Annotated in this window: 13 protein-coding genes; all 13 read right to left on the reverse strand. The window is 39.7% G+C overall.

Annotated elements, in window-relative coordinates:
* Positions 1-319: 319 nt before the first annotated feature.
* The 13 genes from rny to QUF49_RS10710 all read right to left on the reverse strand — a co-directional run bounded on the left by rny (position 320) and on the right by QUF49_RS10710 (position 14669).
* Positions 320-1885: a ribonuclease Y gene (gene rny / locus QUF49_RS10650; protein ID WP_289495629.1), complete on the reverse strand. Its 1566-nt coding sequence runs from the start codon at positions 1883-1885 to the stop codon at positions 320-322.
* A gap of 480 nt (positions 1886-2365) precedes the next feature.
* Complete coding sequence (gene recA, locus QUF49_RS10655) at positions 2366-3412, reverse strand: recombinase RecA (RefSeq protein WP_289495630.1); 1047 nt, start codon at positions 3410-3412, stop codon at positions 2366-2368.
* Between the two features lie 126 nt (positions 3413-3538).
* On the reverse strand, positions 3539-4780 hold the full coding sequence (locus QUF49_RS10660; protein ID WP_289495631.1) for a competence/damage-inducible protein A: 1242 nt from the start codon (positions 4778-4780) through the stop codon (positions 3539-3541).
* A 146-nt stretch (positions 4781-4926) separates the two neighbouring features.
* Complete coding sequence (gene pgsA, locus QUF49_RS10665) at positions 4927-5505, reverse strand: CDP-diacylglycerol--glycerol-3-phosphate 3-phosphatidyltransferase (RefSeq protein WP_289495632.1); 579 nt, start codon at positions 5503-5505, stop codon at positions 4927-4929.
* Positions 5506-5547: 42 nt separating this feature from the next.
* On the reverse strand, positions 5548-6411 hold the full coding sequence (locus tag QUF49_RS10670) for a helix-turn-helix domain-containing protein (RefSeq protein WP_289495633.1): 864 nt from the start codon (positions 6409-6411) through the stop codon (positions 5548-5550).
* 18 nt (positions 6412-6429) lie between these two features.
* The gene (locus QUF49_RS10675) at positions 6430-7206 is read right to left on the reverse strand and encodes a DUF3388 domain-containing protein (RefSeq protein ID WP_066240975.1); all 777 of its coding nucleotides are present in this window, start codon (positions 7204-7206) and stop codon (positions 6430-6432) included.
* Between the two features lie 133 nt (positions 7207-7339).
* Entirely contained in the window at positions 7340-7597 is a 258-nt protein-coding gene (locus QUF49_RS10680; RefSeq protein ID WP_066393818.1) for a DUF3243 domain-containing protein, read from the reverse strand.
* A gap of 69 nt (positions 7598-7666) precedes the next feature.
* Entirely contained in the window at positions 7667-8392 is a 726-nt protein-coding gene (gene ymfI, locus QUF49_RS10685) for an elongation factor P 5-aminopentanone reductase (RefSeq protein ID WP_289495634.1), read from the reverse strand.
* A 57-nt stretch (positions 8393-8449) separates the two neighbouring features.
* Positions 8450-9739 carry an EF-P 5-aminopentanol modification-associated protein YfmH gene (yfmH, locus tag QUF49_RS10690; protein WP_289495635.1) on the reverse strand — a complete coding sequence of 430 codons (1290 nt, stop codon included), beginning with the start codon at positions 9737-9739 and terminating at the stop codon, positions 8450-8452.
* Positions 9720-11018 carry an EF-P 5-aminopentanol modification-associated protein YfmF gene (yfmF, locus tag QUF49_RS10695; RefSeq protein WP_289497629.1) on the reverse strand — a complete coding sequence of 433 codons (1299 nt, stop codon included), beginning with the start codon at positions 11016-11018 and terminating at the stop codon, positions 9720-9722. The genes yfmH and yfmF overlap by 20 nt, the downstream gene beginning before the upstream one ends.
* A gap of 120 nt (positions 11019-11138) precedes the next feature.
* Positions 11139-12101: an ABC transporter permease gene (locus QUF49_RS10700; protein ID WP_289495636.1), complete on the reverse strand. Its 963-nt coding sequence runs from the start codon at positions 12099-12101 to the stop codon at positions 11139-11141.
* Positions 12101-13153, reverse strand: a complete 1053-nt coding sequence (locus QUF49_RS10705) for an ABC transporter permease (protein ID WP_289495637.1) — start codon at positions 13151-13153, stop codon at positions 12101-12103. Before QUF49_RS10705 ends, QUF49_RS10700 begins: the two co-directional genes overlap by 1 nt.
* Positions 13143-14669, reverse strand: a complete 1527-nt coding sequence (locus QUF49_RS10710) for an ABC transporter ATP-binding protein (protein ID WP_289495638.1) — start codon at positions 14667-14669, stop codon at positions 13143-13145. The genes QUF49_RS10705 and QUF49_RS10710 overlap by 11 nt, the downstream gene beginning before the upstream one ends.
* Between the last annotated feature and the right edge of the window lie 18 nt (positions 14670-14687).

Genomic DNA, 14687 nt, shown 5'->3' on the forward strand with positions numbered 1-14687 from the left:
GTTTTCGCAAACTTTGTTGCTCTTGAAAGTAGTTAATTTCCGTTCCAGGTGCTCGCTTTCCGCGGGGCAGGCGGTGAGCCACATTCGTGACGTTCCACTTTTAAGTGTCTCACCTGCCCGCCTGTCCCGCAGCAGTCTCGCACCTTGCACTCCAATCAACTTATCATAGTAGAGAATTGAACAAAATGCTTCCTAAGCAACAATCCTTTAGAAAAGAGCCTTTTAAAATGAACATTTAGCTAAAATCATATGAGATAAAATTTGTTTGCTTATTCGCGGCCATAATAAAAAGCGGTGGGAATCCCACCGCTTTATCAGTTTATTTCGCGTATTCAACTGCTCTCGTTTCACGAATAACCGTAACTTTGATGTGACCTGGATAATCCAATTCACTTTCGATCTTCTTCGTTATATCACGTGCAAGTCTGTATGAGGCTACATCATCAACCATGTCTGGTTTAACCATGATACGAATTTCGCGTCCAGCTTGAATAGCGAATGATTTTTCAACACCATCAAATGATTCTGAAATCTCTTCTAGTTTTTCAAGTCTGCGAATATACGTTTCTAAAGTTTCACGACGTGCTCCTGGTCTAGCGGCAGATAAAGCATCTGCTGCTGCAACAAGTGTTGCGATGATTGAAGTTGCTTCAGTGTCTCCGTGGTGAGACGCTATACTGTTGATGACTACTGGGTGTTCTTTGTACTTTGTAGCGAGTTCAACACCAATGTCAACGTGACTGCCTTCCACTTCATGGTCAATTGCTTTACCGATGTCATGAAGCAATCCAGCTCTTCTTGCAAGATGAACGTCTTCTCCTACTTCTGCTGCCATTAATCCAGCTAAGTAAGCCACCTCTGTTGAGTGTTTCAATACGTTCTGACCGTAACTTGTACGATACTTTAGACGTCCAAGAATCTTGATTAAATCTGGATGAAGTCCGTGAACACCTACTTCAAAAGTAGTCTGTTCTCCAACTTCGCGGATGTACTCATCCACTTCTCTGCGGGATTTTTCAACCATCTCTTCAATTCGTGCAGGGTGAATTCTTCCATCTTGTACAAGCTTGTCCAGTGCCATTCGCGCAATTTCACGGCGGATTGGATCGAAACCGGACAGAATTACGGCTTCCGGAGTATCATCAATAATCAAATCGATTCCAGTTAACGTTTCTAAAGTCCTAATGTTTCGTCCTTCACGTCCAATAATTCTTCCCTTCATTTCATCGTTAGGAAGGTTAACTACAGAAACAGTAGTTTCTGCTACGTGATCGGCTGCGCAGCGTTGGATAGCTAGTGAAAGAATTTCCTTTGCTTTCTTGTCCGCTTCTTCTTTAGCACGGTTTTCCATTTCTTTTACCATCATCGCCAACTCATGTGTCATTTCGTTCTCAGTTTCAGTCATGATAATTTGGCGGGCTTCATCCCTGGTAATACTGGAAATGCGCTCAAGCTCTCGCTGCTGTTCTTTCAGCAATTCCTCCACTTTGCTTTCAATCTCTTCAATTTGTCGCTGTTTTTTGGTGAGAGACTCCTCACGTCGTTCTAAAGATTCCTCTTTTTTGTCAAGAGTTTCACTTTTTCTGTCTAGGATCTCTTCTTTTTGAACCAATCGATGTTCTTGTTTTTGAAGCTCGTTTCGACGTTCGCGAATTTCGCGTTCAGCTTCGGTACGTAGCTTATGGATTTCATCTTTTGCTTCTAACAGCGCTTCTTTCTTGCTAGCGTCAGCATCGCGCTTTGCATCTTCAACAATTTGCGCAGCTGCTCTTTCTGCGCTTGAAATCTTCGCTTCAGCAATTGATTTCCTAACAAGATATCCGACAATAGCACCGACACCTAGTGAGACAAGCAAACTGGAGATGAATACTGCTAAACTTGGCATATTCCCACCTCCTCTTGCTTTCTGCTTTTCATACTGCATTTCTTGGCGTCAATCGTGTTACATGTGCTGTGCACCATTCATGTCGTACAAATTCTATACATATCTTTTAATTTCATAAGAAATCAAAATATATCTCCATTTTATAGGTGTGCCCAATGCTTGTCAAGAGAGTCAATCTTCTATAATAATAGGTTGACTTAAAAATAGCAAGGAGCATATTTTGCCTGTCATTTCTGCTAACTTGGGAACTGTTTGCTCATTAGAAAGGCTGTTCTCTTATTCATCATTGCTTTTGAAAGTAGTTGATTTTCGTTCGAGGTGCTTCGCTTTCCGAGGGGCAAGAGTCTCGCACCTTACACTACAACCAACTGATCAAAGAAGACAACAAAAAAAGATTAATAAGCAACAATCCTTTAGAAAAGAGCTTTAAGAAAGGAGGAAAAAAAGACTGGTCGTATTGACCAGTCTTCAACTTGATTACTATTCTGTTAGCTCAAACTCTTCTTCTAGTGAAGGAGCTTCTGCTTCAACCGTCACTTTACCCTCTAACTGATAATAGTTTCGAATCTCTGCAACGATTGCGGATGCAATCTCAGGGTTTTCTTTTAGAAATTGCTTAGAGTTCTCACGTCCTTGACCTAGACGCTCGCCTTCGTAAGAATACCACGCACCGCTCTTTTGAACGATGTCGATATCTGAACCGATATCCAGAATCTCACCTTGGTACGAGATTCCTTCTCCATACATAATATCAACCTCAGCCGTTCTAAACGGAGGCGCAACTTTGTTTTTTACAACTTTAATCTTTGTTTTATTACCAACAACATCTTGACCTTGTTTCAGCTGTTCAGCACGGCGCACTTCTAAACGTACTGAAGAGTAGAATTTTAACGCTCTTCCCCCAGGAGTTGTTTCAGGGTTCCCGAACATCACACCAACTTTTTCACGGATTTGGTTAATAAACACTGCGATGGTTTTGGACTTATTGATTGCACCAGAAAGTTTACGCAGTGCTTGAGACATCAATCGAGCTTGAAGACCAACGTGAGAGTCTCCCATTTCTCCTTCGATCTCGGCTTTAGGAACAAGCGCAGCAACTGAATCGATAATTAAAATATCAACGGCGCCGCTTCTTACCAGCGCTTCAGCAATTTCCAATGCTTGTTCTCCTGTATCAGGCTGGGACAATAATAGCTCATCAATATTTACACCTAGCTTTTGTGCATATTCAGGATCAAGCGCATGCTCAGCATCAATAAAGGCAGCTTGTCCGCCGTTTCTCTGAACTTCTGCAATGGCATGAAGTGCTACCGTCGTTTTACCTGAAGATTCAGGACCGTATACTTCGATAATTCTTCCGCGCGGATATCCGCCAATTCCAAGTGCGATATCCAATGTAATGGATCCACTGGAAACTGTTGAGATTCGCTGTTCAGTCTGTTCACCCAACTTCATAATAGAACCTTTACCGAACTGCTTTTCAATTTGGCGTAAAGCCATATCTAGAGCCGCTTTTCGATCGCTCATTCCATTCACTCCTCTAATTCATTTTTCATGTATTTTTATTTCATTAATTCTGTTCTTTGCTACTTCTCTATCATATCTCTTTTTTATCAATTTGCCAATCATTTTACGAACATTTATTCGATTTTTTTATTGATCTTCTTTGACCAATTGATTCAAGTAGCGAAATCCATACTTAACCGTTTTTTCTCTGATACTTTTTCTTGAACCTGCTAGTTTTAGAGAAAAGGAGGAAGTTTGATCTTTATCAGATATTGCAATAAAAACTGTACCTGCTGGCTTTTCTTCCTGTTCTTCCGGACCGGCGACTCCTGTAAAGCTAATACCATAATCTGCTTTTGTTTGTTTTCTAATCTCTTCTGCCATCCATTTTGCACATTCAATACTAACTACACCATGCTTTTCAACAATTGTATCAGGTAAACGAAGCATCGATTGTTTTAGAGCGGTTGCATATACAACAACACCTCCGCTATAAACAGAAGACGCACCAGGCAAATCAGTAACGGCCTTGCTGAACAGTCCGCCTGTTAAACTTTCTGCTGAAGCGACCGTCAGATTATGCTTTTGAAGAGTATTTAGCGTTTGCCTCTCCAAAGTATCATCATCATAACCGTAAAGATAGGAGCCTGCCCGCTTAAGAATTTCTTGTTCTGTATCGTCCAGAAGCTTTCTTGCTGTTGATTCATCAGAATGAGAAGCAGTCAGACGAATCGTTACTTCATGTTCTGAAGCAAGGGGTGCGATGGTCGGATTACTCTGTTTCTCAATTAAATCTTGCAGCTTTGTTTCTAATACAGATTCACCGATTCCAAAAAATCTTAAGACACGGGAATGCAATTTTGTATGAACATCTAACCTGGAATGAAGATATGGGATTGCATACTTGTTAAACATCGGTCTCATTTCACTCGGCGGACCAGGCAAAAGAATACACGTGACGTCTCCATGTATAAATGCCATACCTGGTGCCATTCCGTTGTCATTTGGGAGTATTGTAGAGTCTTTGATGATTAAAGCTTGTTTCTTATTGTTCGGTGTCATCTCTCTGTTTGTTTGCAGAAAATAGTTGGTTATGTAAGTTAATGAGACTTCATCATGAACCAATTCTTTTTGAAAGACATTCGCAACCGTTTCTTTTGTTAGATCATCTTTTGTCGGACCGAGACCACCAGTAAAAATGAGCAGATTTGAACGGGATTTTGCTGTTTGAATGACGGATGTGAGGCGATTCTGATTGTCCCCCGCCACCGTATGGTAAAAAACGTTCACGCCAATATCAGCAAGTCCTTTAGAAATAAATTGAGCATTCGTATTGACGATCTGCCCTAATAAAAGCTCGCTTCCAACTGCAATAATTTCTGCGTTCATCTCATACACTCTCCCTAATTTTAATCTGTGATTTCAAGAGTTCCAAACCGTAACATCTGTAAAAACGCAGTATTTTGTTCCCCTTTTTAAACATTTTATCAACACCGATTAAAAAAACAGGAGTATTTTGCTCCTGTTTTTTGTCATTACTTAGATTTTAATAAAATGTGTTTGCTGTTTACAAAATACTCCCATCCAGAGTAGAGAGTAATCAATGTTGCCGCCCATAAGCTAATAGTTGCAAACGGCAATCCGATCCATGCGAACGGTAAATTATGAAGCAATAGAGCGGATATTGCAATAATTTGTATCCACATCTTCAACTTACCCATCTGCCCTGCTGCGATTACTTCGCCTTCTGCAGAAGCGACAGCACGTATTCCTGTTACCGCAAATTCACGGCTGAGAATTACGATGACCATCCAGGCAGGAGCAAAACCTAGTTCAACTAAACCAATAAGGGCAGCAGACACAAGAAGTTTATCTGCAAGAGGATCTAAAAATTTCCCTAAGTTTGTTACTAGATTGTATTTACGTGCATAATAACCATCTACCCAGTCTGTGCTGGATGCAAATATAAAGATCAGAGCAGCTGCAAAATGAGTGACAGGCAGTTTTTGTCCTGCTAACTCCCATGTACCCCAATCAAATCCGCCTAAAAGAACGATCATAAAAAGCGGAATTAAAAAAATTCTAGAAATAGTAATCTTGTTTGGTAAATTCACTGCAATTCCTCCAAAATACGGTCAAAATCAATATCTGCAACCTTACTGAATCTTTTTGATCACAATCTTTTGGTGAACAAGGTCAGAAGGTGGTACAGGATAAGTGAAAGCTTCTCCGTTTATCTTAATCGATGTAACGTGAGATGCGCCAATATTTAGTGTTGCCTCTTTTGCTGACGAAAGATCAAATGTTTCTGTCTGACCTTTTTTCAGCTGATTATTGAAATAGCTTTTTTTCGTATCATCTTGAATACCTACATAACTTGGACCTGATGCAGTTAACTCGACGACCATCTGATCTGTATCACTTAATTCATAAGTTGTTACTTTACCGTTAGTTTCCAGTTTCGTTAACGTTTGTTTTTTCGGTTCTTCTTTTTGTGCAGGTTCTTCTTTTTCCTCATTTTTTATATCTTCTTTTTTCGGGTCTTCTTTTTTCTTTGGCTTGTCCTTATCTTCGTCTACCAAAACACCTGGAGCTTCATTCCCGCTCTTAGCCTGATCATTCCCATCAGGAAGAAGAAACTTCCATACAATAAATAAGACAAACACGATTAATACACCTGCTAGAATAATCGGAATCAGCCTCTTTAATAAAGGACTGTCTTCTGCAACACCAGCTCTATCTCTTTTTGAGCGTGGTTCAAATTCCGTCGCTGGTTCTTTTGCAGATTTTGGTATCTCATGTGAGTATTCATCAAAAATCGTCTCGTAATGCAGTCCTACAGCTTCACAATAGTTTTTGATAAAGGCTCTAGCATAAAATGCCCCTGGAAGCACCTCATATTTTCCTTCTTCAATCGCCACTAAATAACGCTTTTGTATTTTAGTTGCTGTTTGAAGTTCTTCAAGGGACATTCCTTTTTCTTCACGTTTTTCTTTTAATAGTTTACCGAGTTCTGTCAACCTTCCCACCCACTTACGTCATTCTAAATTTCCAAATCCTGTTTGATCTTGTTTCAGAGCTTCATATGTAATTTCTTCATCACGATGACTTTTCAGCTCGATGATATAGTCAAAATCATCAAGAGTATATTCTGTTTGCTGAACAAAAAGATCAGGATGCTCCACAACTTTCGCTGCAGGAAGTCTCATGATCTCTCGTATGAGCTGCCAATGCTTATCGTTCATGTTGCGTGCAGAAACTGCACCATCGATAATAAAAACATGATCAGAGTCGTATTCATCGTCTGCGAGCATGTTTCTAACAGTTTGGCGCAATAAAGTCGATGAAATAAAGACCCACCGCTTATTCGCACAGACACTCGATGCAACGATACTTTCTGTCTTTCCTACACGCGGCATACCTCTTACGCCGATTAATTTATGTCCTTCAACTTTATATAATTCAGCTAAAAAGTCAACCAATATACCAAGCTCATCTCGAATAAAGCGAAACGTTTTTTTGTCATCTGCATCGCGTTCGATGTACCTACCATGTCTAACAGCAAGCCTGTCACGAAGCTTTGGTTTGCGGAACTTGGTTACCGTAATGTTATCCATGGAATCTAAAATCGATTTCAGACGGTTAATCTTTTCTTCGTTATCGATAATCAGAAGCATTCCACGGCGCTCGTTATCCACACCATTAATCGTAATGATATTAATTCCAAGCATACCCAATAAGGATGATATATCCCCTAGGAGACCCGGCCGGTTTTTATGTATCTCATACTCTAAATACCATTCTTGCTCTCCCATAATTCATCTCCTTATTCTTTCAAAATGAAACAAAATTCTACATTTATTCTTGTTACTAATAATAAATGATTTCAATTTATTATGAAAGCAAAATAAAAGGATGTTAAGAAAAAAATCTTAACATCCTTCACCATTAGCGGCTTCCGTCGTTTTGAACTAACTTGACCATCATGTTAGCAATGGCGTGTCTTTCATTTTCATCGGCCACTTTCCAAAGATCGGCAAGAACTTTTTCTTCTTCGTTTTTTGGTTCAACGTGGTTCGCTAAGTACCCACCGATCTCAGTTGCTAAGTTTGAGATCGTATCGTGGTTCATACCTTCGTGCTCCGCGTGATTTAAGCGTTCTGCCAAGAAATCTTTCCATTGACCAAAGTTGTCTAATACTGACATGCTGTCTCCTCCTTCAAGGTTGATACAGCATTAATATCTCTTAGTTTTAACCTTTTTATACATGTTTTTTTACGTATACCACGATCCGTTTATCGAGAGGATGTGACCAGATATGTAATCTGCTTTTTTGCTTATTAAAAACTCAACCGCATGTGCCACTTCATCAGGTTCACCAAAGCGACCTGCTGGTATATCTTCTGCAAGTTCGCGTTTTTCTTCTTCTGAAAATTGATTCAGCATCGGAGTTGCTATGACTCCAGGTGAAACACAGTTAACTTGGATCTGACTAGGTGCTACTTCTTTTGAAAGTGCCTTTACGAACGCATTCAGACCGCCTTTAGCAGCAGAATAGACTGTCTCACAGGCAGCACCTACTTCACCCCAAACAGAAGAAATCATAATGATCTTGCCTGATTTTTTTTGAATCATTGAAGGAATAAGCGCTTTCGAAAGTGATATCGCACTTAAAAGATGAAGCTGCATCGTTTCTGCGATGGACCGTTCGGTAAAGTCTGTAAGCAGTCCGTAATGAGACGCACCGCAATTATAGACGAATACATCGATCGGTTCTTGAATTTGTGACAACAAGTATTGTGGACCTTCTGAGTGAGACAGATCGGCGGAAACAATAGAAACATGACTATTGTATGTTTTTATTAACTCGTTTTGCAGCTTTTTGGCAGCTGCTTCATTTGAATGGTAGTGTAAAAATAACTGAAATCCTTGAGAAGCTAACATATGACTGATTTTATTTCCAATAGCCCCGGTAGCTCCTGTAACAAGTACTTTTTTCAATGGTAATCCCTCATTGCTAAAAAAAACATCCTAAACACTAGGATGTTTTTTAAATCATTATGACTTCTTTTTTCGAACTTGGCAAACCGTCAACGCATCTTTTTTAAAGTGATTCTGAAGAACTTCTTCTACATCACTTACTTTCAGTGATTCAAATACAGGGATTACATCAAATAAATCCATCTCATTGAAAGCATAACGAGTAAATTGATTTGCGATGAATTCAGGAGAATTTAACGATCTTAAAAAAGCACCAATCTTCTTTTTACGAGCACGTTCAAATGAATCTTCAGCAATTGGCTGTTCTTTAAAAGACTCTACCATGTTAGATATTCTTTCGACGAAATCATCTGGAGACTGTGTATCCCCGCCAAGCATACTAAATCCAAATCCGTTTTCTTCTGTGTAATCAAAAGAGAATGTCTGATCGATCAACCCTTCCTCATACAACGTTTCGTAATTCGGTGAACTTTTTCCAAACATCATTTCTAAAAGCAGGTTGACACTGAGCTCATGACGCATGAGTTCTTTGCCTTTTCTGTTCGGTGCTGCTTCCTTATATCCCATATAGCACTTTGGTGTTTGAACAGTCATCTCGATTACTTTTTTCTCTTTGGCAACCGTTGCAGGTTCTTCATCAAAGAATCTCTCGATAGGAGCTTTTTCTTTGAATGTTTTTTGTGATTGGTTGTCTTTTACAAAGTTTAGAATATCTTCAGCATTCACGGGCCCAACGATAAATAAAATCATGTTGCTCGGATGATAGAATGTCTCATAGCATTCATAAAGGTCATCCTTCGTAATCTTAGCGATTGATTTTTCTGTGCCTGCAATATCGATCTTAACAGGATGATGATGATACATGTTTTCAATCAGGCCAAAGTAAACGCGCCAGTCAGGGTTATCATCGTACATTCTAATTTCTTGACCGATGATTCCTTTTTCCTTCTCAACGGTTTTTTCTGTAAAATAAGGCTCTTGAACAAAGTCGATCAGCGTCGTTAAGTTCTTTTTCACGTCACCTGTAGTTGAAAAAAGGTAAGCTGTTCTGTTAAAGGTCGTAAAAGCGTTTGCTGATGCACCTTGCTTGCTGAAATCTTGGAATACATCTCCATGTTCTTTTTCAAAAAGCTTGTGTTCAAGAAAATGGGCAATGCCATCTGGTACTTTTACGTCTTCATTCTTACCAAGCGGCTTAAAATGATTATCTACCGAACCATAATGTGTGGTGAAGGTAGCATACGTTTTATTGAACCCTTTCTTTTCTAACACATACACTTTTAATCCATTCTGAAGTTCTTCAAAATGGAGGGTTTCATCTAATTGATCAAACGTTTTCATTCCCATTTGTGGCTGCTCCTTTCAAAAAGAAAATGGTATCGAGCTTTACTTTTTCAGCTACTTTCACAACGTCCTCTTTCGTTACACTCTTAATTCCTTCCATCCATTCTTCAATAGATCGATTCGTACCTGCAACAACGTTATGGTACAGTACTTCAGATAAGCCGATCGGGTGGTCGATGGTTTCTAGCACCTGATTGTTGATCATTGCTTTTGTTTGATCGAATTCAGCATCAGTTATGTTACCGTTCTTGATCTCTTCATGCTGTTCTTTAATGATCTTAACAGCCTTTTCATAGTTACCTGTTTCAATTCCGCTCATTACGAAAACAGCCCCTTTATGGCTTTCAAATCGGGAAGCTGCATAATACGCGAGACTTTCTTTTTCACGTACGTTCATAAATAATTTGGAGTGTGAGAATCCTCCGAAAATACCGTTAAACACTTGAAGAGCAAAATAGTCTGGATCACCATAAGTGGTATATGTTCTGTAACCCATATGCAGCTTTCCTTGCTGCACATCTTGTTCTTCAAAGATTTCCTTTATATCTGAAATTCTTTTTTCGTCTTTTGCTGCTGAAGCTTGCTCTTCTTTTTCATTACGGTCTTTAGAGAAACGGAAGTGCTTTTTTACTTTTTCCACCATTTCATCTGTTGAAATGTCGCCTATTACATAAAGATCTACTTTATCGCTTTGTACAACTTCTTGATAATAATTAAATAAATCTTTTGGTGTAATACCATCAACTTCATTCTCATTACCATAAACGTTTAAACGATATGGTTCAGATTCATACATCTCTTCTAATAGGCGTTTATTCGCATACCTCATCTTGTCATCATAGATGGATTCGATTTGCTGTTTGAGGCTGCGTTTTTCTTTCTTTACAATACCTTCTTTAAAAACACCATTTTCGACTGCAGGTGCTAACAATACTTGAGATAATAAATGAAACGCTTTATCTAAAACGGGTTCGGAATTAGATAAAAACTTTTCGTTGGCAACTTCCATTCGGATGCTGATCACTTGATTTTCACCTTTTTTTGAAAGATCCGCTGAAAGCGTAGCTCCATAAAGGTCATCAAGAGCACTCCTAAGCTCTTTTGAAGATGGAAAATCTTTCGTACCGCTCTGCAATACATAAGCCAACAATGCCCTCTTTGTTACGTTTTTCTCATTGATGGCTTCTTTAATTTGAAGAATAAACGAAGTCGTCTTATACTTTTTTGTTTCAATCGTATGTACAGTCATACCATGAAGATCTGTTTTTTTATGGTTAACTATTCCCATTGAATAAGTACCCCTTTCATTATAGCCTATATCCTAGTTTACCCATTTTCGATACGTGGCATGACATTCCTTCTTGTAAAAGAAAAAAAGTCCGCCTATCGGCAGACTTTTTTATTATCGTTTTCCTTTTTCGTAAGGAGTACCTAATGCTTTAGGTGCGTCAGCACGTCCTACTAGACCAGCCAAAGCTAATATCGTAAGAACGTACGGAGCGATAAGCAAGAATACTTTCGGAATGTCTTGCAGGCCTGGAATCTGCGCTCCTGAGATACTGATTGCTTGAGCGAGACCGAAGAATAAAGCAGCTCCTAAAGCACCAAGTGGATGCCATTTACCAAAGATCATGGCAGCAAGTGCCATGAAACCTTGCCCCGTAATCGTGGAGTGCGTGAAGTTACCTGAAATAGAAGCCACATAAACAGCTCCACCGAGTCCAGCAAGAGCTCCACTTAATAAAACCCCAACATAACGCATCTTTTTAACGTTGATCCCCATCGTATCTGCAGCCATCGGGTGTTCTCCTACAGATCGAAGACGAAGACCAAATGGTGTTTTGTAAAGAACATACCAAACGATTAAGGCTACAAATACTGCTAGATAAGAAGTCAGATAAGCATTTGAGAAAAATAGTTTTCCGATAATCGGAATATCTGACAAGAATGGAATATCACTTTTTGAGATACGTTCTGAAATAACAGGTGTTTGTCCTGCATTAAAGATCTTTTTCGTCAAGAAGATCGCTAGACCTGCAGCTAAAAAGTTAATGGCTACACCACTAACAACTTGATCTGCTTTTAAAGAGATACTTGCGACTGCATGAATAGATGCAAAAAGTGCTCCTACGATCATAGCAACAATAAAACTAACCCATGGTGCTGCTCCATCTAATCCAAACTGTTCACCGTAATAAATTGTTACGGCTCCTGTAAATGCACCAAAAAGCATAAGACCTTCTAATCCGATATTTACGACTCCTGAACGTTCACTAAAAACACCACCAAGAGCGGTAAAGATTAAAGGCGCAGCTGACACGATCGCAGCAGGTATGATTAGTGCTAGAATATCCATAAAACTCATCAGATCTTACCTCCTTTGTTCACACGGTTCATCAACCAATGAACAAGATAACTGCACGCAACAAAGAAGATGATTAAAGCGATAACAATTCCAACAAGTTCAGTTGGAACACCTGCCATAGCTTGCATATTCAGTGCACCAATCTTTAATCCACCGAACAGTGCAGCACCTAAAATTACACCGATCGCACTGTTCGCACCTAGAAGTGCAACGGCGATCCCGTCAAATCCTACTCCAGTAAATCCAGCATTAATCGTCATATATTGATAAGTGCCTAAGCCTTCCATACTTCCTGCAATTCCTGCAAATGCTCCTGAGATCGCCATGGAAAGGACGATATTTTTAGAAACATTAATTCCAGCGTATTGAGATGCATGCTGGTTGAATCCTACTGCACGAAGCTCATAACCTAAAGTTGTTCTCCATAATAAGAACCACATAATAACTGCTGCAACGATTGCTACGATAATTCCAAAGTGAAGTGTAGAATTATCAGTTAGCTCTTGCAGAAACGGTGAAGCTAAAGAAGCAGATTCTTTTACGTTCTCCGTCCGTTCACCTGGGGCAAGCATAAAATTACGGATAATTTCGTTCGTGCTATAAAGTGCGATATAGTTCATCATGATCGTTGTAATAACTTCATGCACTTTAAAACGCGCTTTCAAGATACCAGGAACAGATCCCCATAATGCACCAGCTACACCTGCAGCTAGTACAGCGAGGGGAATATGAATGATTGCCGGAGCATCAACAAATACTCCTACGTATACAGCTGCCAGCCAGCCAACTAAAAGCTGACCTTCAACACCAATATTGAACAATCCTGTACGAAAAGCAAACGCTACAGCCAGTCCTGATAGAATAAGAGGTGACATCTGTCTTATCGTTTCACCCATATAGTAGGAGCCGCCAAAGATACCTTCAAACAATGCAGCATAAGCTTCAATTGGAGGATAACCGCTAATTAGCATGATGATGCCACCGATAAGCAGTCCTAATAATACAGAGATAAGAGGCACTAGAAATTTCATTTTGTTAATATTATTCTGCATGAACTGTACCCCTCTTTCCTCCCGCCATCAGTAAACCAAGTTCTTGTTCTGTTGTTTCTTTCGGGTTTACGATCGCAACGATCTTTCCTTCATACATAACAGCGATTCGGTCACTTACGTTGATGATCTCATCCAACTCGAATGAGACGAGCAGTACTGCTTTACCATTGTCTCTTTGTTCGATCAGTTTAGAATGGATAAACTCGATGGCTCCAACATCTAAACCGCGTGTCGGCTGAGCTGCGATTAGAAAATCCGGATCACGATCTACTTCTCTTGCGATGATCGCTTTTTGCTGATTGCCCCCTGATAAAGCTCTTGCAGGAGTATACGCATCAGGCGTTCGCACATCGTACTCATCAATTAACTTTTTCGCTTTATCAAAGATCGGTTTAAAGTTAAGTATTCCTGATTTGGAATATGGCTTTTGGTAGTATGTTTGAAGAACCATGTTCTCACCAACTGAAAAGTCCAATACAAGTCCGTGCTTGTGTCTGTCTTGCGGAATATGGCTCAGTCCGTTCTCTGTTACACTTCTAGGAGATTTATTCGTTATCTCTTTATCGCGAAGATGTATAGATCCCTCGTGAACTTTGTGAAGACCCGTGATCGCTTCTAACAATTCAGATTGTCCGTTCCCGTCAACACCCGCGATTCCTACGATTTCACCAGCATGTACAGTCAGGTTTAATCCGTTTACAGCTGGTACTTTTCTGCTGTCATGAACGACAAGATCTTTGATCGTCAGTACTGCTTCTTTTGGCTCCGCATCAATTTTTTCAACTTTAAAGTTTACTTCACGACCAACCATCATTGCTGCCAAAGAATCCGGGTTAGAATCGCTAACGTTTACCGTCCCTACGCCTCTTCCTCTTCTTATAACCGTACAGCGGTCACAAACTTCCATAATTTCTTTCAGTTTATGGGTGATAAGAATAATCGATTTACCTTCGCTAACAAGCTTTTTCATGATTTGAATGAGCTCTATAATCTCTTGAGGAGTCAACACGGCTGTTGGCTCATCAAAAATAAGAATGTCTGCACCTCTATAAAGCGTTTTCAAAATTTCAACACGCTGCTGCATACCAACAGAGATGTCTTCAATCTTCGCGTAAGGATCTACTCGAAGACCATATTGATCAGAAAGAGCCTTCACTTCTTTAGCAGCAGTCTGTAAATCTACTTTTCCGCCTTTTGTAGGTTCTTTTCCTAAAATGATATTTTCAGTAACAGTAAATTTATCAACGAGCATAAAGTGCTGATGAACCATCCCAATACCAAGCGAGTTGGCAATATTCGGATCATTGTTCACCACTTTATTTCCTTTTACAAAGATTTCCCCTTGTTCTGGCTCGTAAAGACCGAACAAAACATTCATTAACGTTGATTTTCCTGCACCGTTCTCCCCAAGAAGGGCATGGATTTCACCCTTTTTCACTTGAAGCGTTATGTCATCGTTCGCTACGATTCCGGGAAATTCTTTACGAATATTACGCATATCAATTACATATTCCATCTTTTGCTCTCCCCCCTT

The organism is Fictibacillus sp. b24 (genome assembly GCF_030348825.1).
Lineage (GTDB): Bacteria > Bacillota > Bacilli > Bacillales > Fictibacillaceae > Fictibacillus.

Coding starts and splice junctions, on each gene's coding strand:
- rny (WP_289495629.1), bottom strand. CDS start 1,885: ATGCCAAGTTTAGCAGTATTCATCTCCAGTTTGCTTGTCTCACTAGGT.
- recA (WP_289495630.1), bottom strand. CDS start 3,412: ATGAGCGATCGAAAAGCGGCTCTAGATATGGCTTTACGCCAAATTGAA.
- QUF49_RS10660 (WP_289495631.1), bottom strand. CDS start 4,780: ATGAACGCAGAAATTATTGCAGTTGGAAGCGAGCTTTTATTAGGGCAG.
- QUF49_RS10675 (WP_066240975.1), bottom strand. CDS start 7,206: ATGGGAGAGCAAGAATGGTATTTAGAGTATGAGATACATAAAAACCGG.
- QUF49_RS10680 (WP_066393818.1), bottom strand. CDS start 7,597: ATGTCAGTATTAGACAACTTTGGTCAATGGAAAGATTTCTTGGCAGAA.
- yfmH (WP_289495635.1), bottom strand. CDS start 9,739: ATGGGAATGAAAACGTTTGATCAATTAGATGAAACCCTCCATTTTGAA.
- QUF49_RS10700 (WP_289495636.1), bottom strand. CDS start 12,101: ATGAGTTTTATGGATATTCTAGCACTAATCATACCTGCTGCGATCGTG.
- QUF49_RS10705 (WP_289495637.1), bottom strand. CDS start 13,153: ATGCAGAATAATATTAACAAAATGAAATTTCTAGTGCCTCTTATCTCT.
- QUF49_RS10710 (WP_289495638.1), bottom strand. CDS start 14,669: ATGGAATATGTAATTGATATGCGTAATATTCGTAAAGAATTTCCCGGA.